Source organism: Dyadobacter sp. NIV53 (assembly GCF_019711195.1).
GTDB lineage: Bacteria > Bacteroidota > Bacteroidia > Cytophagales > Spirosomataceae > Dyadobacter.
This window is the reverse complement of record NZ_CP081299.1, coordinates 5,542,995-5,562,385: the sequence shown is the minus strand read 5'-3', so window position 1 is coordinate 5,562,385 and position 19,391 is coordinate 5,542,995. Positions and strand designations below refer to the sequence as shown.

Genomic DNA, 19,391 nt, shown 5'->3' with positions numbered 1-19,391 from the left:
AATCCTGGCAAATTATTCCTCAGTTGTATCCCTGAAGCTGTGATATGTTTTTCCTTCAATAAATTCATCAATAGACATACTTCCAGCTTTTGGCATACGCTCGTAAAACTTGGAAATTTCGATTTGCTCACGGTTCTCAAAAACTTCTTCCAGATTATCCACTCCAGATGCAAATTCAGCAAGTTTGTTGTTCAGCTCCTCTTTCATTTTGCTTGAAATCTGACGTGCTCTTTTAGAGATGATCGATACAGATTCATACAAATTTCCGGTAACGTCTGCTATTTTGTCCGGATCGCGGGTAATGATGGATGGATTCGTTGCCATACTTACTTTGGTGATATAGTTATAAAATTTTAAAACACTCTGATTGAACAGTACCTCTGTCCTATTGGCCTTTCGGCTCTACTGATAACGGTGCAGTAACCTTGGTTGGTTTAGCTCCTGAATCAGGTTTCACTTCCAGCTTCTGTTTTTCAACTTCTGCTTTTGCAATAAATTCAAGTTCTTTCTGGCTGTTTTCAAACATTCTTTCCGCATCCCGCAGGTACTTGCCTGTCGGATATTTGTCAATCAGCTCTTTATAGAATTTCACTACATCCTGATACCGTTCTTTCTGTTTGATTGAAAAACTGTTGGATGCCAGATTATATTGTGATTCTACTTTCAGGAAAGAAAGCTCTTCATTGTATTTAGAATCAGGAAAATCTTTACGAAAATTATCAATTGAAATAACAGCAGATTTAAGTGACATCATATTAAAATCACTCACTTTGTGATATAGTTTTGCTTTTTCGTATGCCTTCTTTTCCAGTTTAGACCTCAGCTCAAGGATGTATTTTGTACATTCTTCCCGAAACGGGCTGTCGGGATAAGTATTTATAAAATCCTGCAACGCCGAAACAGCCGTGAATGTACTGGTCTGGTCCAGATTAAAAGGAGCAGAATCTTTATAAAGAGAGAATGCATGCATGTACAATGCTTCCTGAGCAAAATCACTTCTTGCATATGTATCGTAAAATTTCTTGAAAAGGAACTGGCTCGTATTGTACTGGCCCTGCTGATACTGGGTATAAGCATAGTAAAACTGCGCCATTTCGGATTCAGTACTTCCTTTCAGTAAAGGAATAAGTTCTTCAAACAGTAAGCCAGAACGATAGAAATCGCCTTTCTTATAGTAAGTCATTGCAGCATCGTATTTTTGCTGATCGTTCCCTGTCTTCTGTAACTTTGAAAATTTGCTACAGGAAGCAATAATTAGAACTGTAAGAATGAGCAAGAAATAACTCGCCAGATTGTTTTTTCGCATATTGAGTGCAAAGGTAATAAAAAAGCTACACCATCCATAACGAAAGCGTAGCTGAATAAAGTGTACTTAAAAGTTCTATTGCTGATGACGCACCAGCATTTTCTTCGTTGCCACTTTTTTCCCGTCCAGGGCAAGCTGGTAAAAATAAAGTCCTGTTGGCATTTCACTTGTATTGACCCGCAACTTTCTTTCGCTTTTATTCAGGCTATATTCTGCCATCTGCGAACCAAGTACATTGTAAAATATCAGTTTCGCATCCCGAAGGCCCGCTGAAATGGTATAGTCTATTTCTACATATTCACTGGCAGGGTTGGGATATATATTCGAGACTGTAATCTGGTTACTTACATAAAGCTGCTCTTCCGATTTTGCTGATATTTCAGCAGAAGTTATTTTTTTATCTACACTGTTTATCTCAACATCCGAAATCACTACATTAGAATTATCAGAGGTATTTGATGAAGAAAACAGAAATGAACGGTAAAAATTATTTAACGCCTTAGGATTTTGTAAAGACAACGGTTTATAACTTAAACCTGCAGGAAGGCCTGAAAATCTGAGACTCTCAGCAACAGCAGCTTTTTTCTTTACAGTCATATTCAGGCGGCTGCCATTTGCTACCGACTGAGCTGATAAACTTTGCCAGGTAACAGATATGAAAAGCAATAAGTATAGTACAGTTTTTTTCATAGTAATAAGAAAATAATACTTTTGAGACAATTTGAGTACAGGCTCAACCCAAAAGTATTTTACAAAAATATAGAGAAATAATTGTAGTTTCAAAATATATTGTATGAGCGGCCTTATTTATTTTTTAAATAAAAAATCATGCCTGCATTATTTATAATTTAATTATTTATGTAACCAGAATTTTATTCCTTCCACATTGTTTTTGAACGCGTCGGTTTATCTGCGATTCGCCAGCTAAATCCATCCAATTGCCGCTCTAATGGCTTTATTTGTTTGGGTGGAATAAGCCTTCCATCGGGTTTTCCAATAAAAGAAATACGGTTTACATGATTGTCAAGAAATAACAAATTCATTTTCCCGCATTCGACCCGGTTTAAGCCAATCATTTTTTCTTTATCGTCAATTGCATAGTAAGCACTTTCACCATTTCCATCTACCAATACTTGTTTCAGTGTATTTTTTTGCCCGAAATAAGCATTGATAACTCTTCCCTTTACCTGGTTAAACTGCTTTACCAATGTATCCTCTGTAATTACAAAAGACTTACCTTTCAGCAACATTCTGTTTATTTCATTGTTAACCAGAAATGCCGTAATCGTATCTGCTTCCATCTGGTAATGTTCACTGCTCCACAATATCGGTTTGCGAAAAAACTTGATGATCGAATCAGCCGTATTGTAATTAATTGAATCGCACCTACCCTGGAAATCAGACTTATAAATATAAACATTTTTATTCCCAACCAGTTTTCTCGTACTATCTGTTTTATTTTCGTACGAATAAAGTGTGTCGGCCCTGATATACAGTGTGTCATTTGATATAATATTCCTGACATAAGCATGACCGAATATTTTAGAAAACCCTATATCTTTCCAATAATATCCCTGATCTCCATTCAGCACTGTTTTATCTTTTTTTGCAACAAAAACAACGTTACCTTTTCCCTGTCCGTTATTCCTTTTACCATCCACTACCAAAGAGTCCGCAGTGAGCGTATACGTATCATTATCTACCGTCGTTCTGTTTCTGAAAGACGATTCGGCCGATTCTGTATTGTATTGTCCTTTTGTTCCGGCAACCGTACCATCTTTATTAACAATTCTGGTTGGCCCGTTAAAATAAGACCATTTCGTAATCGAATTGTAAAGTAAAGTGTCAGTGGTAAGTGTGTATTTTTTATTAACTAATTTGACGCTCTTGTAGTAAGTAAATTCCTTGGTGTGTGTGTTATAAAATCCTTCTTTACTTGTCAGGATATTCTCTTCATCCACAGTACGGCCAGGCACTTTGTAATTGGCAATTCCGTTAGCCATGTCATACTCAATTTTCCTGGTGGTAAGTGTTCGTTTTTTATCTTTTAAAACAGTTTGACGACCGCTTACAATAGCCAGCCTGCTGTTTCCGTAATAAAAAAGGGTATCACCAGTAACTGTTATGGTATCTCCCTGAACAACTTTAACATTGCCGTACGCTTCAATCACATTTGTACTGATATTCTGAATCGCCAGATTGCTGTATAAAAAAGCACCCTTGTGTTTAAAAACACCGTTCACCACACGCCTGGTATCCACTCCGTTTGTATTCAGGATTTCCAGCTCATCCGATTTGATAATCTCAACCAGATCTGTATTCTGTGCTGCCTGTGGAGAAGGTAAAACCTTCTGAGCCAATGCATAATGAGATGTAAACAATATAACAAAGAACGCCAGCCTAAACATATTCTCTTTAATAACTATGACGCGCAAAAGTTTGAAAGGGTTGCAATTACTTATATATTTTTTTATCCATGTTGCTTTTGTTTCTTTTACCTTTGACAATGTTCTCATGCTGCAAGATCCTGCGATAAAAGAGCTATTTTTAATATACGCCAAAATTACATCAATTACGTTCCGAAGGGTTATGTTGGATTCTTTTTTAACTTTTATTAACCAACAAAAGCTGCATCTGTCCGGCCAACGCACACTTTTAACTATTAGCGGCGGAGTGGATTCGGTTGTCATGGCGAGTTTGTTCCACAAAGCGGGATTTTCGGCAGGTTTTGCTCATTGTAACTTTGGATTAAGAGGCGAAGATTCCGATCAGGACGAAGTATTTGTCAGAGAACTGGGTGAATATTATGGTTTCCAGGTATACACAAAGCTATTTGACACCAAAGCTTTTGTTAAAGAAAATGCGATATCTACGCAGATGGCAGCACGCGATTTACGTTATCCCTGGTTTGAAAAAATTAGAAAAGAAAACTCATTCGACTGGATCGCAACTGCACATCATGCCAATGATTCTTTGGAAACAACCTTACTGAATCTGGTAAGAGGAACAGGAATAGCCGGACTACATGGAATTGCGGTACAGAATAATTTTCTGATACGTCCTCTCCTCTTTGCAACCAAGGATGAAATACTGGATTATGCAAGGCAAAATAACCTTTCCTGGCGTGAAGACCGGTCTAACCAGTCGCTCGATTACAAACGAAATGTTGTCAGGAAAAGGATTGTACCCGTTTTAAAAGAAATGAACCCTTCGCTTGAAAGTACGTTTCTCATCACATCGGAAAAAATGCGTGCTGCGGAATCATTGCTGACTGAATTCTTGGAAAATTGGCAAAAGGATGCTGTCCGGCAAACCGACGGACAATTACATATTTCTATTTCTGCATTACTTACCAGCACTGAACCTGCATACCGGCTTTGGCATATTCTAAACAATTATGGGTTTCGATATTCACAGGTAATGCAAATTGCGAAATCCCTGCGTGCTCTTTCAGGAAAGATTTTTCACTCAGACTCGCATATGCTTTTGAAAGACAGGGAAGATTTAATTTTAAAACCCATTGAAAGAGAAACAATTACAGATTCTGTTATCATTAACAAATCTGAAGGAGATTATTCATTCGCCGACGATTGTCTGCATATGAGCCCGGAAATTAAACAGCCAGGATTAGAAATTGAGAAATCAAAAGACATTGCGTATGTAGATGGAGATATGTTATCATTTCCCCTCATGGTAAGACAATGGCTTTCGGGCGATATTTTTTGTCCGTTCGGAATGAAAGGAAAACGCAAAAAAGTGAGCGATGTGTTGATAGACCTGAAACTGAATATTTATCAAAAGGAAAAAATTAGTGTACTTGTAAACGGAAACGGAGAAATTATCTGGGTAATCGGCATCCGGACTGATGAAAGATACAGGATCACGGATCAAACACAAACTATGATCCGAATGGAATGGATTAGAAAAATCTGAGAGTTCGAAATGAAATTTCAACAATTTTTATGATCAGCTATTGCAGGTAAGGAATTTGTTGTTACCTTTGCACCACGTTTCGGAAACGCTGAAACTGGAAAGAGAGAGATGGCAGAGTGGTCGATTGCGATGGTCTTGAAAACCATTGACTGTTACAGGTCCGGGGGTTCGAATCCCTCTCTCTCTACAAAAAAGTAAAAAACCCTTGATACAGATTGTATTGAGGGTTTTTTCTTTTATCATAATTTTTTTGTACTCGTTATTCCTTGTTTTTGAAGAGTACACTACTCTCTTTTATACGTATTAAGTAGATTCTAACCAATTGACTACAATGTCTCTTCATAATTCAAACTGCTTATTTTAACTATAAAATTATGCAGAATCAGCAACTACGTATAATTATTAAGAGGTCACAACCTGACCATATTATGAGCCTGTTAAAAAAGGGTGAGATTTATATGAATACTTACGATTTTTTTAGAGACTGTGATAAAAATACTGATAGAACAGATCCCGATGAAGGTTTAGTTTATAGAGAGTACATGAAAGATGCGGAAATAACTCTTTATGATATTAATAAAGATATTGAAAAAGACGGCATTACAATGAAGTCGATTAACTTAAGAATAAACTCTTTCGGAAGTCAGAAAGGCAATATCTATTCAATGAGTGGTTTAACTTCAGAGCATATTAACGGTTCATCAGAAAATATAAATATCAATATAAGTAAGTTTGGAGAAGCGTTGATCATTATTCATAATCCACGTGTATTTATAGAAAGGGTAGTAAATGGATTAAAACAAATAGGTTTTACCAATGTAAGCTTTCGTAAAGTTACTTACTATGAAAACGAATATACAGGAGAACTTAACATTTTTCACAAAAACAAATTCTTTCAGCATCAAAATGAATTTCGATTATATGTCCCTAATACGGATAACGTGCCTATTAAATTTGAAATTGGCAATTTAGAGGATATAGCGGAAGCTTTCACCGGAGGGAATGTATTGAAATTGACGTTGACAGATGGTGAAGAAAAATATGTGTATTTACCATGCAACAGTTAGACCATTTTACTAAGTAGGATATACTTCTAATCAGTATAAAAGAGTAAAACTTTTGAAAATATTAATATAATAATCTTTGAATTTGGCTCCCAGTCTGGAGTAAAAGGATAATAGAATATTAAATATTGATAATTGCCGGGCTATTCTATGTCTTCTCTAAATTAGAGAAATTTATATACTTATACATTAGACCTTAAAAAGATCAACGAAATAAAAATCAATGGCCAAATCTTTGAATACAAATCTTGCAAAAGCTAAGACTGATAAAAATGATGAGTTTTACACTCAACTGTCTGATATTGAGAAGGAACTGAAACATTACAAAAAATACTTTAAAGACAAAGTTGTTCTATGCAATTGTGATGATCCAAGGGTAAGTAATTTCTTTCACTTTTTTCTTACAACTTTGAGAAATTTGGTCTAAAAAAATTAATCGCAACTTGTTATAAAAGTCAAGACGCTGATTTATTTAGTCAACACTCTTCCGAACGAGCAATATACTTAGAGTACGATGGAGATAAAAATGGAGATAATGTTCCAAATCCTGAGGAAATTGGCATACGGCCTTTGCAGGGCAATGGAGATTTCAGAAGTAGAGAATGCATTGAACTATTAAAACAAGCAGATATAGTAGTAACAAATCCGCCGTTTTCTTTATTCCGTGAGTATGTTGCGCAACTTATTGAATACGACAAAAAATTTTTAATAATTGGGCATCAAAATGCCATAACATATAAAGAGGTATTCAACATAATACAAGAAGATAAAATTTGGTTAGGAGTAGACAATGGCGGAACAAAATGGTTTCAGGTAAATGACGATTACGACATATTAACCGAATCAAGAAAGAAGATCGAAAACGGGCAAAAGTTTTTTAGTATGGGAAGTATTGTATGGTTTACAAATCTTGATATTTCAAAACGCCATGAGGATATAATACTTTACAAGACATATAATCCTGATGAATATCCAAAGTATGACAACTTTGATGCCATTAATGTTGATAAAGTTTCTGAAATTTCCTAGATTATCATGGAGTGATGGGAGTGCCAATTACTTTCATTGATAAATACAATCCTGAACAATTTGAAATCATTGGAATTACTAAAAAATTAGGATTTCATTTAAGAACTAGAATATATCCACAACAGATACAAGTGGATGTTACTGGAAAAAAATCACTTGTAACTAAATTGAATGATGGAGCTGCAATTAAATTATCTTATCCTCCACAAGATAAAACTTATTATATTGTAGATAATGAATACTATGTTCAATTGTATGCTCGCGTTTTAATTAAGAGAAAATAATCATGAATATAACCCTCAAAGAAATAACGATAAAGGAATTGTCAGATGACTTCCAAGACAATGCCGAAAACGGTGTTGTTGGATTTGGAGGTAATTTGGATATTCGACCACCCTATCAAAGAGAATTCATTTATAAAGACAAACAAAGAGATGCTGTCATCAACACAATAACAAAAAATTTCCCTTTAAACGTTATGTATTGGGCAGTTCGTGCTGACGGAACTTTTGAAGTAATTGATGGACAACAACGCACTATTTCAATTTGTCAATATGTGAATGGGGATTTTGCCTATTCAAACCGATATTTTCATAACCTTAAAAATGATGAACAAGTACAAATATTAGACTACAAACTGATGGTTTATGTTTGTAGTGGAACAGAAAGCGAAAAGCCTAGAGTGGTTTAAAACTATAAATATTGCAGGATTAAAACTAACTGATCAAGAATTGCGAAACGCCGTTTATACTGGATCATGGGTATCAGACGCAAAGAGATATTTTAGTAAAAACGGTTGCGTAGCTTTAAATATTGGCGGAGACTATCTTGTTGGTTCAGCAAATAGGCAGGAATATTTGGAAACAGCTATCTCTTGGATTTCTGAAGATAATATTGAAAATTATATGGCAAAACACCAACACGACCCAAATGCAACTGCATTGTGGATATATTTTCAATCTGTAATTACCTGGGTTAATTCGACTTTCACAGTGAAACGCAAGAAATATATGAAGGGAGTTGATTGGGGCATTTTATTTAACAAATATGGTAATCAAATATACGACACAAAGGCAATAGAACTTGAAATTGCTAAGCTTGTTTTAGATGATGACATAGAAAGAAAAACGGGATTTACCCGTATATCCTAACACGTGATGAAAGATATCTTGGAATTAGAGCATTTTCTGACAGCATGAGACAAAAAGTATATGAAAAACAGAAAGGAATTTGCATAAAGTGCGGCAAGTATTTTGATATTAGCGGAATGGAAGCAGACCACATAGAGCCATGGCATGAAGGTGGGAAAACGATTGAAACTAATTGTCAAATGTTATGCAAAGATGATAACAGAAGAAAATCAGGAAAATAAGAATCTCAAATTTATCGACGTATACTGTTTTTTCGTCTAAAATATATGTATATCTTATTTAATCACTTAGCCAGAATTACCATTTAGTTTATGAATTTCTACAGAAATTCTACCAGATAAAAATTCTTCTTCAAATACTTGATAGGAATTTAAATTACGAATTCTGGAAGAATTGTCAAAAACTGCATTAAAATAATCTATAGTCTCTTTTAAGGTTGGATTACCATTCAAATTTTTTCGGTAAAAGCAATACATAATTAAAGGCATTACGTCATTGTCAAGGCCGGTCCCCTTTGCTACCTGTTCGTATTCATCTAAATAAAAAACTTGGTTAGTCTCAACTGTAACCGTGTCTCCTTTTTTTGCCGATAATAATGAGATTTAACTTTACAAGCTGGTGAACAAAATTTTGCATCTGACCTTTTTGCTTCAAACTTGATTTTACACATCAAACACTTTTTTATAGCATTCATACAGTTTCGATTGTTAATATTGAATGGGGTATTAAATGGGGTATAATATGGGGTAAACGGTAAGGAATTATTTCATACCGCTTTGTTACGGTTATTAATCAAATATTCGTTAAAATCCTTATCGTTAGGGTAAATAATCTTAGACCAGTCCTTAACAAGAAAACCGTGTTTAATTAACTTCTGTACGGCTTTTTCACCTGATAAGTCATTGTCGAGATAACAGTTTATCATTTTACAGTTAGACATTACTGGTAAGGCTAACCTTAAGTTGTTCGTAGTGTTAAGGATTATTGCTGTAATTGTCGGTTTATCGGTGCCAAAGTGCCTCAATGCTGATAAGAAATCAAAACTTCCTTCAAATAAACTGACTGATTCAGTGCCCAAATCAATAATAGTTATCCCATTATCTGATTTACCTTTGAATCCTAAGCTATTTCTTAGTTCAAATCCATCACTATCATTTTTAAAGCCAACAGCAAAATATTGTTTACCATCAACTTCGTAATGTACCTCACTTAAATAATCAAAGGCATGTTGCAATAAAATACCCCGACTTGTTACATACCGGATTAAAGCACTGTTTTTTAACTTATGAACGGATTTGATTTGTATTCTACTATCTTGTTTATCTAAGTCAGGTAGGCCGCTAAAAGAAAAGGAATAAGTACCTAAAAAGTCAGATCCCAAAAGAATTTCAATTGCTTCAGTAAAATTGCATTTTCTAAATTGCTGAACGAGCCTGATCGAGTCACCTCTCATTTCATCAGTACCACCAAAATCATTAAAAATATTTTTTTGCGGATTGACATAAAATGAAGGTGTAGTTTCAGAACGTAACGGAGAAAGATAAACCAGCTCCCCGCCTATCATATTAACAGGTTCAATATTTTGACTTTTAAGATATCCGGCAATGGATTTATTCTTTGCTGCGAGTATCTGTTCATTGCTAAACTTATTTGTACTTTTCATAGAATGTTGATGCATTAATATTATTAGGAATTATTTCTTTTCTTTTAGCGGCCTAATTGATTTTAAAGAAAAATACGTGTTTTAGCAGTATTTATTAAAAATTATGGAACAATGGAACACTATTACTTATTTTGGAACATGGAACAGATTCGGAACACTTTTGGAACACTGTAACTTACTGACTACATATTACTTATTATTAAATGTTCCATTGTTCCAAAAAAATGATTAATATTTTAAAACAATGTTTAATAGAGTTTTTAAGACTTTTTCCCGTTCCAAAATGCCTGTAAAACGTTCTGAATTTGTTCCAGATGTTCCAAAACAATATTTTCTTAGCTTTTCCAATCAATTTTGAATTGTTCGCGTGTAAATTCAAAAACTCTATTATTTCGCCCTTCTGAATTGTAATTTTCGTTGTTGTTGCCTGTATGAAATTGAGCAAGATTATAAAATTCATATCGTTGCTTATTTTGCTCAACCATTGACAACTCGTTTTCTAATGCTCTTCTGATTTGCTGCCTGTCTGATTTCTTTGCATACTCACCAACTGACAATTGACTGATAATATCTGAAACTGAATAATGTAAAGCCCTTTGATCCGGAAACATCTCAAATGCATCTTTGATAAATTCTTGGATAGCCTTTGCTATATAGGATTGGCTACCTTCATAATACGCGAAAAGCTGATCCGTATAGTAAACTTTTGTATCAAAATACATTCTGCCCATTTCGGGATAAATAGGTTTGGTATTTTCCAGATAATGAAGGAAAGCAGGAATCTCAAGTCTGATTTTGTTTTCGATATTGGGATCATCAACCAACCCTTTTTCTTTAAAAGTTGGTACCTTAAAAACTGCAAAACGAGTGTCACCGCGTTCTATCGGTAATGCCCTACCTTCTTCATTGCTCATAAACACAAACTTGCCAATAAATTCAATCTGTTTTTGGGCTTTGTTTTTTTCGTTGGATGTAATTTTACTTGTCTCAGTACTAAGGCGTTTAATTAATTGCATTATGCCTTTTTTTCTAGGGATGTCTCGTCTACAATAATACATAGTTTGCTAACCCATATCTCATTGAACTCACTTTCAAAATCGTTATTACCTAACTTAATTGCGTTATCTTCAAATATTATTTTAAGTAGTGTACCAAAAGTACTCTTACCTGTATTCTTCTCTTTTGACTCTAAAAGTAAAACTGGAAGCCGTTGAGTAGGCTTCATATATAATAAATGTAGGTAGTCTAATATAAAGTTGATTTTATCACCAAAGACGTGTGAAAGAACGCTTGTAATGGTTTCAAATTTACCACTGCTAGGTTTGTGGCTTAAAGGATGATACTTATTGAAAAAGCCTTTAATTTCAGGTTGAAAATTGACGTGAGAAGCTACATTACAAAATCCTTCATACTTCTTTACAAATTGTATGCTTCTTCTACCGTAATCATCAATGATTGTACCTTTCTGACGTTTATCATAAGTCCGAAAAGTATTCCCTGTCTTATCAGGTGTAAATACCAACTTGTAATAATCATCCGCTACCCGAATAAATTGTTTTTGAATAGATTCTTTTAATTTTTTTCTCTTTCTTCCTTTGCCTTGTTTTCTTCTTTTGTATCAACAGCATCATTAATTAAACCATTTAAATCATTCAACTTTACTCCTTCCTGATCTTGCAGAATTTCGTTTTCATTTTTAATTCCTTTACTTTTAATAGATTTCGTATTTTCGGCTTTTGTTTGCATATTTGCTTTGATTTTGAACGAGTTGAAGTTTTGATAATGGATGATTTAACGCCTTTACTTACATTTTGCCATAATGTAGTAAAGGCGTTTTTTGTTATTTTAAGTGAATACTTGGTTTATAATGTTGAGCCTGGATCATTTTGTAATTGAAGATAAATTAAGTTGGAAAGACCTAATTCAATAATATCTCTTTTACTGATTTCAATTTGAGATTTTCTTAATATTTCGAATAAAAATTCATTTAATCTGTCTGTAACTTCTTCATTCAGATTAGCTTTATTATTTACAAAATCCGTTGCTTTATCTACGGCCTCTTGTATCATTCCGATATTTACCATAATTGAGATATTTAATTAGTGATTAAAGATGTTTTTTGGGATCAAAAATGACATTCCCTTTTGTCGGATCAATGAACATATCACTAGCATTAACCTGAAACAAAACATAGTCTCCTCGGTCATGCCTGGTAGTTACTTTCTCCTTTAATAATGATTCTGCTACTGCATTGGAAATAGCCATTGATTTACGCTTATTAACTGCTTTTGAATAAACTACCCAAGTCTTTGTAATTCTAGAATATTTAAGGCAGCTAACGGGCAATTCGTAAGAAAACCCTTCCTTATTTGTGATTTTCAGTATCATCTAATTTAGAATTTAAGTTATCAAATTGCATAGCCTCATCAATTGAACTGTTGCTTATTTTAGCATAGTGTTTTATAAACTTTGTAGAAACATGACCGAGTATTGAGGCTAATACTTCTTGCCTCATTTGAAGAGTATTTAAGCAATAATCAGCTAATGTTTTTCGCGCTATTTTAGTCGTTAAATTGACTTTAATATTAGTGTATGCAGCTATATTTTTAAGTATCTGGTTTCGCTTTGAATTATTGCGCTTAGGCAACTTATCAATTCCTCCATATTTATCAACAATTGCCAATGCCAATGGATGTAAGGGAATAGAATACGGCTTATCTCGTCTTCCTCCTTTCGACTTAACCCTATAACCTGATATCCATGTACGTCCATTATATTCAATTAATTCAAAGGCTCCATTTTTATAGTCTGAATGGTGTAATCCAGTATAGCAGGTAAAAATTAAAGCGTCTCTTTCTTCGTCCAAAACTTTTAATGATTCGGCAGGAAGATTTAATTTGTAAAAATTAAAATTAGAAATCCTCTTCACCTCATCTTGTGTTAGGTGTGTTGTGTCATATTCACCAAGCTTCTCAAGTCTAATGCTTGTAAGAGGATTTTTTTCAACCATTCCTTTTGATACTGCATAAGTATAAATAGATCGGAAAAACTGTACAATTTTTACTGCATAGTCTTGAGCATATTTCCTTTTAAAATAATTTAAAAGATCAAGCATATTCTTCTCTGAAATGTCTTGAAGTAGGATATTTTTATGTCCGTTACTTTCAAAAAAGATGAAATATGTCGATAGTATTTATTATAGGTTTCAATCGTACGTGGGCTGACCTTTGTAGTAGTTATCTTTTCTGCAATGAATCGGTTAAAAGCGTCTTTATAACTAGAATATTGAGCTTTTTCACCAAATACACGTTCCTGTAATCTTTTGGCCGTTATGGATTCACCAGACTGCTGCATTAAAAAAAATGTCTTATCAAACAAAGTTTTTACCTGCTGAATTCGTGCGTTGCAAATCTGCGCCTGATCCGAATTTCCTAAAATAGTTTGTTGAGTGCTATCCCATTCAGACTTAACGATTTTCATATTTAAAGATCGTTCAGGTGCACGCGTTCCATTGACTGTTGTACGTACATATAATATACTCTCTTTAATTCTAGAAGGAGTATATCGCAAAACAAAACGAATACTTACAACGAAGCGTTGATTCTGACTGGAGTGTAATGACGGTGCATTGAAATTTGGTATCTTTGTCATTGAATTACTAAATTAATTGTTGAGAAATTGATGAGGTAATACTTTTGGCCCGGCACTATTTCGAGTAGTGGCCGGGCTTTATGTTGTTGCAGAGTTCATCTATTGATGTACCTAAAAATTTTGCAAGACTTTTAGCCTCACTTATTAGTGGCTCCTTTTCACCTCTTAAGAGTTGTCCAAACCTCTTTTGATTTATTCCAATCTTATTATAGAAAAGACGATCAGGCTTAATTCTACATCCGATATTATTTTCATATCGGTCAATTGCAATTTTGATTGATGTTTGCATATTGTATTTATTTGTCAGTATATGATATCACAAAGCAAAGAATTATTCACGACAATAAAAACAATTATTGTCAATAATTATTAAAATTTTGTCTATAAATTTGAGCATGACTATAACAGATAACATCCGAGCGATAAGAGAAAGCCTTAATTTGACACAAGAAGTGATAGCAGACAGGCTAAATACTACAAGGTCCAACTATGCCTATCTTGAAAATAGAGGTGAAAAATTAACTATTGAACAGCTTACTAACATATCAAAAGCCCTGGGTGTATCTATAAATGAGGTTCTTTACAGGGGTAGTTCTGAATTGAATGATGTCAAATGGATAAACGACACTAAAAAGAAGTTAACCGACATTCAGGAACAGAATGAATATTTAAGAGACCTTGTAGCTTTTTATAAAGAAAAAGACAAAAATTTGAAGGATAAGATAAAAAGCCATCTTATGCAGGATTATTATGAATTGGCTGACAAGCACTTTATTGGTAGGGTCAGAGTAAAAGATCTCAAAACCAAAAAGGAAATTATCTATTCTAACACCGAGTTTAATGAATATACGAAAAAATTGTCTGCCAATGACTTTCAAAAATTTGAAGAACTTTTTGATGAGACAAAATACAAAATACAGAATTTGTATGATGGACCTGAAACTAAAAAATTAATGAATTTGGCAGTTAAAGAAGAAAATTTTATGAATGAAATATTTAGATATAATCTTCTTGGGCTAGTTGAATCTGAATTTTTACTGAATATTTTTCAGTTATTTCTTGATAAGATATATGGTAAGAAAAACGAGAATGATGAAGCAGGATGATCAGAACTGTTACCGACTTCGTTTCTGATCTGTTTTTAGGTTTCCCGATAGAGTCGACGCTAGGATAAACCCACTATTAAAAATAATGAAAATATAAATAAAATACGAGTACATTTTAAATTTAGCGAGTACATATATAAATCACTGATTATCAACTGTATATAGATATTTTGTTTTTCCATTAATAATTCAAATGGATGCAATTAAGAGTACAGGTAAAGCTAAAAAAAGCCTAAGTATCTGTAAACAAGACAATTATATATTATATAAAAGTCCCTCTCTCTTGCAAAAAAAGTTAAAACCCTTGATACAGCTTGTATTGAGGGTTTTTTCGTATTAAGGTTGATTCAAAATTTTGTCCCGGGAATTTAAATTCTCAGTTATCAAACCATTTCTTAAATGCAGGTGCTTTTTCCCGGCTGATATCCATTTCCAATTTTAAGGGGCTTTTTAACAAAACGGTCAGTTTCTGGTTTTCATGAAACTTTATTCCCTGAATCGCTTCAATATTAATGATGGACTGGCGGTTTGCTCGAAAAAATTTACGCGGATCGAGCAACTCTTCGATATCTTCCATGGTCGTAAAGTCAATTACATGCCGGTCACCTCGCAGTGTATAAAGAAAATGAATGGTGTCCTTCGTAAAACAGGCAATATCTTCGGTGTTAATGGGAATCCATTGATTTCTCAGACTTACCAGAAATTTCTTTTTATATGCAGACTTCACTTCCGAAGGGTGCGTCATGGTATGTAAAAGCTGCTGAATGTCGGTTTGTAAATTATTATTTTTACCCACCAGAACGCGGCATTTATCAATTGCTTTTTTTAATTCGGACTGATCAACGGGTTTAAGCAAATAATCCGCGCCATTTACTTTGAATGCCCTGATCGCATATTCATCGTAAGCGGTAGTGAAAATAACCGGACAGGTAATTTCAATATGGTCCATCAGCTCAAAACTTACGCCATCACCGAGCTGAATATCCATGAACAGAATATCCGGCTGTTCGTGCTGCTTAAACCAGGCAATTGCCGATTCAAGGCTTTGTAAAATTTTAATTACCTCTACGTCGGATGCAGTTGAAAAGATTTTACTTTGCAGCTCCCGCGCTACCAGACTTTCATCTTCTATGATTACTGCTTTCATTATATTAAGGGGATTTTAACAATAAAGAACTTTTCATTTTCTATAATTTCAATCGTCCTGTCAGTTAGGTATTGGTATAAAGAGCAGATATTAGTCAGACCTTTGCGGTTGCTGGTTTCGACAAAATTTTTCCTTTGCAGGTTATTCCGAACTACCAGCTTGTCATCTTCCGTAAAAATGTCAATAACAAGTGGTTTGTCATTCGTTATTTTGTTGTGTTTAATGCCATTTTCGATCAGGTTTTGTAATGTAACAGGTGCAATTTTCCAATGCGCATATTCAGAATTAATCGAAACATTGACTTGTAAACCTTCTTCAAACCTTGTTGTCTGCAGTTTTATGTAAGTTTCAGTAAACTGGATCTCACTCGTAAGCGATACCAGCTCGCTATCCCTGTTTTTTAAGATATATCGGTACGTGCTGCTCAATCCTTCCAAAAACTCACCGGCTTTTTTCTGGTCAATCCGGATCAGGCTGCTTAATGAGGTAAGTGAATTAAATAAAAAATGCGGGTTCAACTGCTGTTTCAGACTGTCATACATCACCATTGCCTTTTCCTTTTCCAACGAATGAGCCCTACTTTCTAACGCACAAATTTTTTGTTCCTGGCTAATCCTGTACCTGAAAATCATGTAAACGATGCACACAAAAAGCAACAGCATAAATGACCTGAACCACCATTGTTTATAGAAAACGGTATCAATATGAACCTGCAATTTTACAGCTGGTTCTTCCCAGTCGGCATCGATACTGCTTGCCCTGATTTTAAATACGTAATCTCCGCCTGGTAAATTCGTGTAACTGGCGTACCTGCGGCTTCCGCAATTGACCCAGTTTTTATCCATTCCTTCCAGCATGTAGGCGTAATGCTGTTTTTCGGGCTGGCCCAGATCTACCGCTGCAAATTCAAATGATAATTGATCTTCTCCCGCAGCCAGACTTATTTTTCCATCCTGATGTATCTGCGGTTCGTAATATCTCTCCTCGTCGTTCACCTTCAATGAAGTGATCAGTACCGGAACCGGCTTGCGTTTTAGTTTTAGAAATGCAGGGTCAAACTCATAATAACCTCTTGCAAGTGAAAAGCGCATGGTATGTTCATTGGCAAGAACGAGCCGCTGTTCCGTATCCGAATACTCAACTCCGTCGGACGATCCAAAGTTGGTAATTGTATGATTTTCAGGCTTCAACACACACAGAAAAGAACTGGTAATGCACCATATTTTCCCTGATTTATCTTCACACATTTCGTACACAATATCGCCGCGTAAACCATGTTCTGCGGTAAGCATACAGGTACGGACCGGAACATTTTTTTTGAATTCATAGCTCAGTAAACCTGCGTCAGTTCCTACCCAAATCGTACCTTTCCGGTCCGTAATCAAAGCGTGGACATCATTTCCGGCTGCCTCTCCCAGAGATTTCTGAGATATGGATACAAAATTTCTTGAACTGTTACTGAAATAAGCCAGATAACCGTTGCTTCCGCCAATCCAGACCTGCCCTTTTTGATCCATGCAGATAGTAGCTATATTGAAAACCGGAATATAACCTGCACCTTTTTCTTTGGGTGAATAATGAATGTATTTTTCCATTTGGTGGTCATATACGAAAACACCATTTCTGCGGCTGGCAATCCAGATATTACCTTGCCGGTCTTCACAGATCCGCCGAAAAAAATTAGATGTGTTTTCTTCTCCCGGAAACTGCAGAGGCTGAACTGGCTTTTTTAAAACTATTTTATTTTCATCCAGATGATAAATATAATCCCGTGTGATAATCCATATTTTACCCCGGCTGTCCTGAAAAATATCATGGACAATCATTACCTTTTCATCCCGGTCATACTCAAATGGCAATGTTTTACTTACCCCCGTTTGCTTGTTATACACATGAAGCCCGTCCGCAAACATGGTTCCGGTTAGCAGAAACTTGTCATTTTCAAAGATTTTAGAAATAATATAAGTCGAGCCATTATCAGATTTTGAGACGGATACGGGATGAAAAACAAATTTTTTCTTTTCAATACGGACTTTGAGCAATCCTTTTTCATGAAACAGCCATAAGTTCGATGCTCTGTCCTGCCATAGCCCGAAATACTCACCCTCAGGAAATATGTCCTTATAAAAATGAAATTTACCCGTTGATTTTAGAAAATAGCCAAAACCGCCATCATTGGAAGTTGTGACCCAAAGCGAATCATTCCCTTGCCTCACTACGCCATGTACAATATTGGTGGTGCCTGAAACCTTGGCAGGATTATGCTTGAAGTTATCCCATTTCTCTGTTTTGGTATTATAAAATGAAACCCCGCCCGACCAGGAACTCATACAAAGCTGATCGCCATTATGTTGGATAGAAGTAAATAAATCGCTTCTGATGTAATTCTGTTCGGCAATCGGGAATGAAACAGAGCGAAGTTTACGATATTTTTTGTCAAAAGAATAAAGCCCGTCGGCGGTCGACATCCAGAATTTACCCTTTTCCATTTCGCAAATTCCGGTTACATAATCATACAGCCTTTTTCTGTCGCTTGCCGGAACATCCTGAGCAACGAGGCTATAATGAACGCATTTTCCGGTTTCCTGATCCAGGCGCATAAAACCTGTCCGGTAAATACTGATCCATATATCATTATCAGTGTCTACATATAACATCCTGATCTCCTGCGAAGGATAGCGGAGGTTATTATTATCCCGAAGAATATAATTTCTAAATTTCCCTGTTTCCGGATTGTAGGAAGTTACGTATCCCTGCTGAAACCCCATCCATATCAGCCCGTTTTTATCCTCCGCCAAAGCAGTAATATAATTGGAAGAAATTGAATTGGGATCCGATGACTTTTTCCGGTACATTTTGAATTTGTAGCCATCAAAACTACTTAATCCTTCAACCGTACCCAGCCACAAAATACCCTTTCTGTCCTGGATCATACAACGCACTTTTTTGCTGTCGAGCCCATCCGACTCACCATATCTGGTTACCTTAAAATCCATTTCCTGTGCATGTACAGGCATATTTACACCGGCAATGATCAGGTGCAGCAACCAGCAAATAACAAGATTTTTTAGCTGAGAATCCATATCCGACCGTCAAATCAAAAACCTGGAACAACTGTATTTTCCCACCAGCAAACTCCCCTATTTTACTGTTATAAATTTTGCAAAAAACAGGAGTAATCCATCATTTTTTTTATCGAACGGGAGGAAAATTAAATGGAAACGTAGCAAAAATAAACTGACACGGATTTTAAAGCCCATTTATATAACTGATAAAAATAAAACCGGAAAAAGCTGACCGTATGAACATAAAACGCTTCCTCCTTCTTTGCCTACGTTTGG

General features: G+C 35.1%; 22 protein-coding genes, 1 tRNA gene and 1 pseudogene. 9 read left to right on the top strand and 15 right to left on the bottom strand.

Going from position 1 to position 19,391, the window contains the following annotated elements; translation table 11 throughout:
• Positions 1 to 12: 12 nt before the first annotated feature.
• From KZC02_RS23020 to KZC02_RS23005, 4 genes are all read right to left on the bottom strand, one after another.
• Positions 13 to 324 (bottom strand): DNA-directed RNA polymerase subunit omega, encoded by a 312-nt coding sequence (locus KZC02_RS23020; RefSeq protein WP_221390827.1) that lies wholly within the window; start codon positions 322 to 324, stop codon positions 13 to 15.
• 61 nt (positions 325 to 385) lie between these two features.
• Positions 386 to 1,306, bottom strand: coding sequence for an outer membrane protein assembly factor BamD (locus KZC02_RS23015; RefSeq protein ID WP_221390826.1), 921 nt, complete (start codon positions 1,304 to 1,306; stop codon positions 386 to 388).
• A gap of 75 nt (positions 1,307 to 1,381) precedes the next feature.
• Entirely contained in the window at positions 1,382 to 1,996 is a 615-nt protein-coding gene (locus KZC02_RS23010; protein WP_221390825.1) for a T9SS type A sorting domain-containing protein, read from the bottom strand.
• Positions 1,997 to 2,178: 182 nt separating this feature from the next.
• Entirely contained in the window at positions 2,179 to 3,741 is a 1,563-nt protein-coding gene (locus KZC02_RS23005; RefSeq protein ID WP_229253740.1) for an OstA-like protein, read from the bottom strand.
• 154 nt (positions 3,742 to 3,895) lie between these two features.
• On the opposite strand from KZC02_RS23005, the gene tilS reads away from it, so the two are divergent.
• The 8 genes and pseudogenes from tilS (at position 3,896) to KZC02_RS22960 (ending at position 8,704) form a co-directional block, all read left to right on the top strand.
• On the top strand, positions 3,896 to 5,239 hold the full coding sequence (tilS, locus tag KZC02_RS23000; protein WP_221390824.1) for a tRNA lysidine(34) synthetase TilS: 1,344 nt from the start codon (positions 3,896 to 3,898) through the stop codon (positions 5,237 to 5,239).
• Between the two features lie 102 nt (positions 5,240 to 5,341).
• A tRNA-Ser gene (locus KZC02_RS22995) sits at positions 5,342 to 5,426 on the top strand.
• 241 nt (positions 5,427 to 5,667) lie between these two features.
• Positions 5,668 to 6,306: a hypothetical protein gene (locus KZC02_RS22990; protein WP_221390823.1), complete on the top strand. Its 639-nt coding sequence runs from the start codon at positions 5,668 to 5,670 to the stop codon at positions 6,304 to 6,306.
• A gap of 220 nt (positions 6,307 to 6,526) precedes the next feature.
• A pseudogene (locus KZC02_RS22980) lies at positions 6,527 to 7,332 on the top strand (adenine-specific methyltransferase EcoRI family protein).
• Positions 7,333 to 7,346: 14 nt separating this feature from the next.
• On the top strand, positions 7,347 to 7,616 hold the full coding sequence (locus tag KZC02_RS32600; RefSeq protein ID WP_221390821.1) for an adenine-specific methyltransferase EcoRI family protein: 270 nt from the start codon (positions 7,347 to 7,349) through the stop codon (positions 7,614 to 7,616).
• Positions 7,617 to 7,618: 2 nt separating this feature from the next.
• Entirely contained in the window at positions 7,619 to 8,023 is a 405-nt protein-coding gene (locus tag KZC02_RS22970; protein WP_221390820.1) for a DUF262 domain-containing protein, read from the top strand.
• A complete protein-coding gene (locus KZC02_RS22965; protein WP_221390819.1) occupies positions 7,980 to 8,483 on the top strand; it encodes a hypothetical protein in 504 nt (167 codons plus the stop codon). The genes KZC02_RS22970 and KZC02_RS22965 overlap by 44 nt, the downstream gene beginning before the upstream one ends.
• A gap of 44 nt (positions 8,484 to 8,527) precedes the next feature.
• Complete coding sequence (locus tag KZC02_RS22960; protein WP_221390818.1) at positions 8,528 to 8,704, top strand: HNH endonuclease; 177 nt, start codon at positions 8,528 to 8,530, stop codon at positions 8,702 to 8,704.
• 545 nt (positions 8,705 to 9,249) lie between these two features.
• On the opposite strand, the gene KZC02_RS22955 is transcribed toward KZC02_RS22960, so the two are convergent.
• The 9 genes from KZC02_RS22955 to KZC02_RS22915 all read right to left on the bottom strand — a co-directional run bounded on the left by KZC02_RS22955 (position 9,250) and on the right by KZC02_RS22915 (position 14,086).
• On the bottom strand, positions 9,250 to 10,146 hold the full coding sequence (locus tag KZC02_RS22955) for a CHC2 zinc finger domain-containing protein (RefSeq protein ID WP_221390817.1): 897 nt from the start codon (positions 10,144 to 10,146) through the stop codon (positions 9,250 to 9,252).
• Between the two features lie 335 nt (positions 10,147 to 10,481).
• Complete coding sequence (locus KZC02_RS22950; RefSeq protein WP_221390816.1) at positions 10,482 to 11,162, bottom strand: primase-helicase family protein; 681 nt, start codon at positions 11,160 to 11,162, stop codon at positions 10,482 to 10,484.
• Positions 11,162 to 11,668, bottom strand: a complete 507-nt coding sequence (locus KZC02_RS22945; RefSeq protein WP_221390815.1) for a DUF5906 domain-containing protein — start codon at positions 11,666 to 11,668, stop codon at positions 11,162 to 11,164. Before KZC02_RS22945 ends, KZC02_RS22950 begins: the two co-directional genes overlap by 1 nt.
• Positions 11,669 to 11,718: 50 nt before the next feature.
• Entirely contained in the window at positions 11,719 to 11,892 is a 174-nt protein-coding gene (locus KZC02_RS22940; protein ID WP_221390814.1) for a hypothetical protein, read from the bottom strand.
• 116 nt (positions 11,893 to 12,008) lie between these two features.
• Positions 12,009 to 12,230, bottom strand: coding sequence for a hypothetical protein (locus tag KZC02_RS22935; RefSeq protein ID WP_221390813.1), 222 nt, complete (start codon positions 12,228 to 12,230; stop codon positions 12,009 to 12,011).
• Positions 12,231 to 12,252: 22 nt separating this feature from the next.
• Complete coding sequence (locus tag KZC02_RS22930) at positions 12,253 to 12,534, bottom strand: hypothetical protein (protein ID WP_221390812.1); 282 nt, start codon at positions 12,532 to 12,534, stop codon at positions 12,253 to 12,255.
• Positions 12,512 to 13,276, bottom strand: coding sequence for a site-specific integrase (locus KZC02_RS22925; RefSeq protein WP_409014269.1), 765 nt, complete (start codon positions 13,274 to 13,276; stop codon positions 12,512 to 12,514). Before KZC02_RS22925 ends, KZC02_RS22930 begins: the two co-directional genes overlap by 23 nt.
• Entirely contained in the window at positions 13,246 to 13,797 is a 552-nt protein-coding gene (locus tag KZC02_RS22920; RefSeq protein ID WP_221390811.1) for a hypothetical protein, read from the bottom strand. The genes KZC02_RS22925 and KZC02_RS22920 overlap by 31 nt, the downstream gene beginning before the upstream one ends.
• A gap of 55 nt (positions 13,798 to 13,852) precedes the next feature.
• A complete protein-coding gene (locus KZC02_RS22915; protein WP_221390810.1) occupies positions 13,853 to 14,086 on the bottom strand; it encodes a helix-turn-helix transcriptional regulator in 234 nt (77 codons plus the stop codon).
• 106 nt (positions 14,087 to 14,192) lie between these two features.
• On the opposite strand from KZC02_RS22915, the gene KZC02_RS22910 reads away from it, so the two are divergent.
• Positions 14,193 to 14,903, top strand: a complete 711-nt coding sequence (locus KZC02_RS22910; protein WP_221390809.1) for a helix-turn-helix domain-containing protein — start codon at positions 14,193 to 14,195, stop codon at positions 14,901 to 14,903.
• A gap of 376 nt (positions 14,904 to 15,279) precedes the next feature.
• Here the strand turns inward: KZC02_RS22910 and KZC02_RS22905 are convergent, their stop codons facing one another.
• Both KZC02_RS22905 and KZC02_RS22900 read right to left on the bottom strand, forming a co-directional pair.
• Positions 15,280 to 16,050, bottom strand: coding sequence for a LytTR family DNA-binding domain-containing protein (locus KZC02_RS22905; protein ID WP_221390808.1), 771 nt, complete (start codon positions 16,048 to 16,050; stop codon positions 15,280 to 15,282).
• On the bottom strand, positions 16,050 to 19,133 hold the full coding sequence (locus KZC02_RS22900; RefSeq protein ID WP_221390807.1) for a two-component regulator propeller domain-containing protein: 3,084 nt from the start codon (positions 19,131 to 19,133) through the stop codon (positions 16,050 to 16,052). Before KZC02_RS22900 ends, KZC02_RS22905 begins: the two co-directional genes overlap by 1 nt.
• Positions 19,134 to 19,391 lie beyond the last annotated feature (258 nt).

Bases quoted from the DNA above. Each gene is read 5' to 3' on its own strand.
- KZC02_RS23020 (WP_221390827.1), bottom strand. From the start codon at position 324: ATGGCAACGAATCCATCCATCATTACCCGCGATCCGGACAAAATAGCA.
- KZC02_RS23015 (WP_221390826.1), bottom strand. From the start codon at position 1,306: ATGCGAAAAAACAATCTGGCGAGTTATTTCTTGCTCATTCTTACAGTT.
- KZC02_RS23010 (WP_221390825.1), bottom strand. From the start codon at position 1,996: ATGAAAAAAACTGTACTATACTTATTGCTTTTCATATCTGTTACCTGG.
- tilS (WP_221390824.1), top strand. From the start codon at position 3,896: ATGTTGGATTCTTTTTTAACTTTTATTAACCAACAAAAGCTGCATCTG.
- KZC02_RS22990 (WP_221390823.1), top strand. From the start codon at position 5,668: ATGAGCCTGTTAAAAAAGGGTGAGATTTATATGAATACTTACGATTTT.
- KZC02_RS32600 (WP_221390821.1), top strand. From the start codon at position 7,347: ATGGGAGTGCCAATTACTTTCATTGATAAATACAATCCTGAACAATTT.
- KZC02_RS22970 (WP_221390820.1), top strand. From the start codon at position 7,619: ATGAATATAACCCTCAAAGAAATAACGATAAAGGAATTGTCAGATGAC.
- KZC02_RS22965 (WP_221390819.1), top strand. From the start codon at position 7,980: ATGTTTGTAGTGGAACAGAAAGCGAAAAGCCTAGAGTGGTTTAAAACT.
- KZC02_RS22960 (WP_221390818.1), top strand. From the start codon at position 8,528: ATGAGACAAAAAGTATATGAAAAACAGAAAGGAATTTGCATAAAGTGC.
- KZC02_RS22955 (WP_221390817.1), bottom strand. From the start codon at position 10,146: ATGAAAAGTACAAATAAGTTTAGCAATGAACAGATACTCGCAGCAAAG.
- KZC02_RS22950 (WP_221390816.1), bottom strand. From the start codon at position 11,162: ATGCAATTAATTAAACGCCTTAGTACTGAGACAAGTAAAATTACATCC.
- KZC02_RS22940 (WP_221390814.1), bottom strand. From the start codon at position 11,892: ATGCAAACAAAAGCCGAAAATACGAAATCTATTAAAAGTAAAGGAATT.
- KZC02_RS22935 (WP_221390813.1), bottom strand. From the start codon at position 12,230: ATGGTAAATATCGGAATGATACAAGAGGCCGTAGATAAAGCAACGGAT.
- KZC02_RS22930 (WP_221390812.1), bottom strand. From the start codon at position 12,534: ATGATACTGAAAATCACAAATAAGGAAGGGTTTTCTTACGAATTGCCC.
- KZC02_RS22920 (WP_221390811.1), bottom strand. From the start codon at position 13,797: ATGACAAAGATACCAAATTTCAATGCACCGTCATTACACTCCAGTCAG.
- KZC02_RS22915 (WP_221390810.1), bottom strand. From the start codon at position 14,086: ATGCAAACATCAATCAAAATTGCAATTGACCGATATGAAAATAATATC.
- KZC02_RS22910 (WP_221390809.1), top strand. From the start codon at position 14,193: ATGACTATAACAGATAACATCCGAGCGATAAGAGAAAGCCTTAATTTG.
- KZC02_RS22905 (WP_221390808.1), bottom strand. From the start codon at position 16,050: ATGAAAGCAGTAATCATAGAAGATGAAAGTCTGGTAGCGCGGGAGCTG.
- KZC02_RS22900 (WP_221390807.1), bottom strand. From the start codon at position 19,133: ATGGATTCTCAGCTAAAAAATCTTGTTATTTGCTGGTTGCTGCACCTG.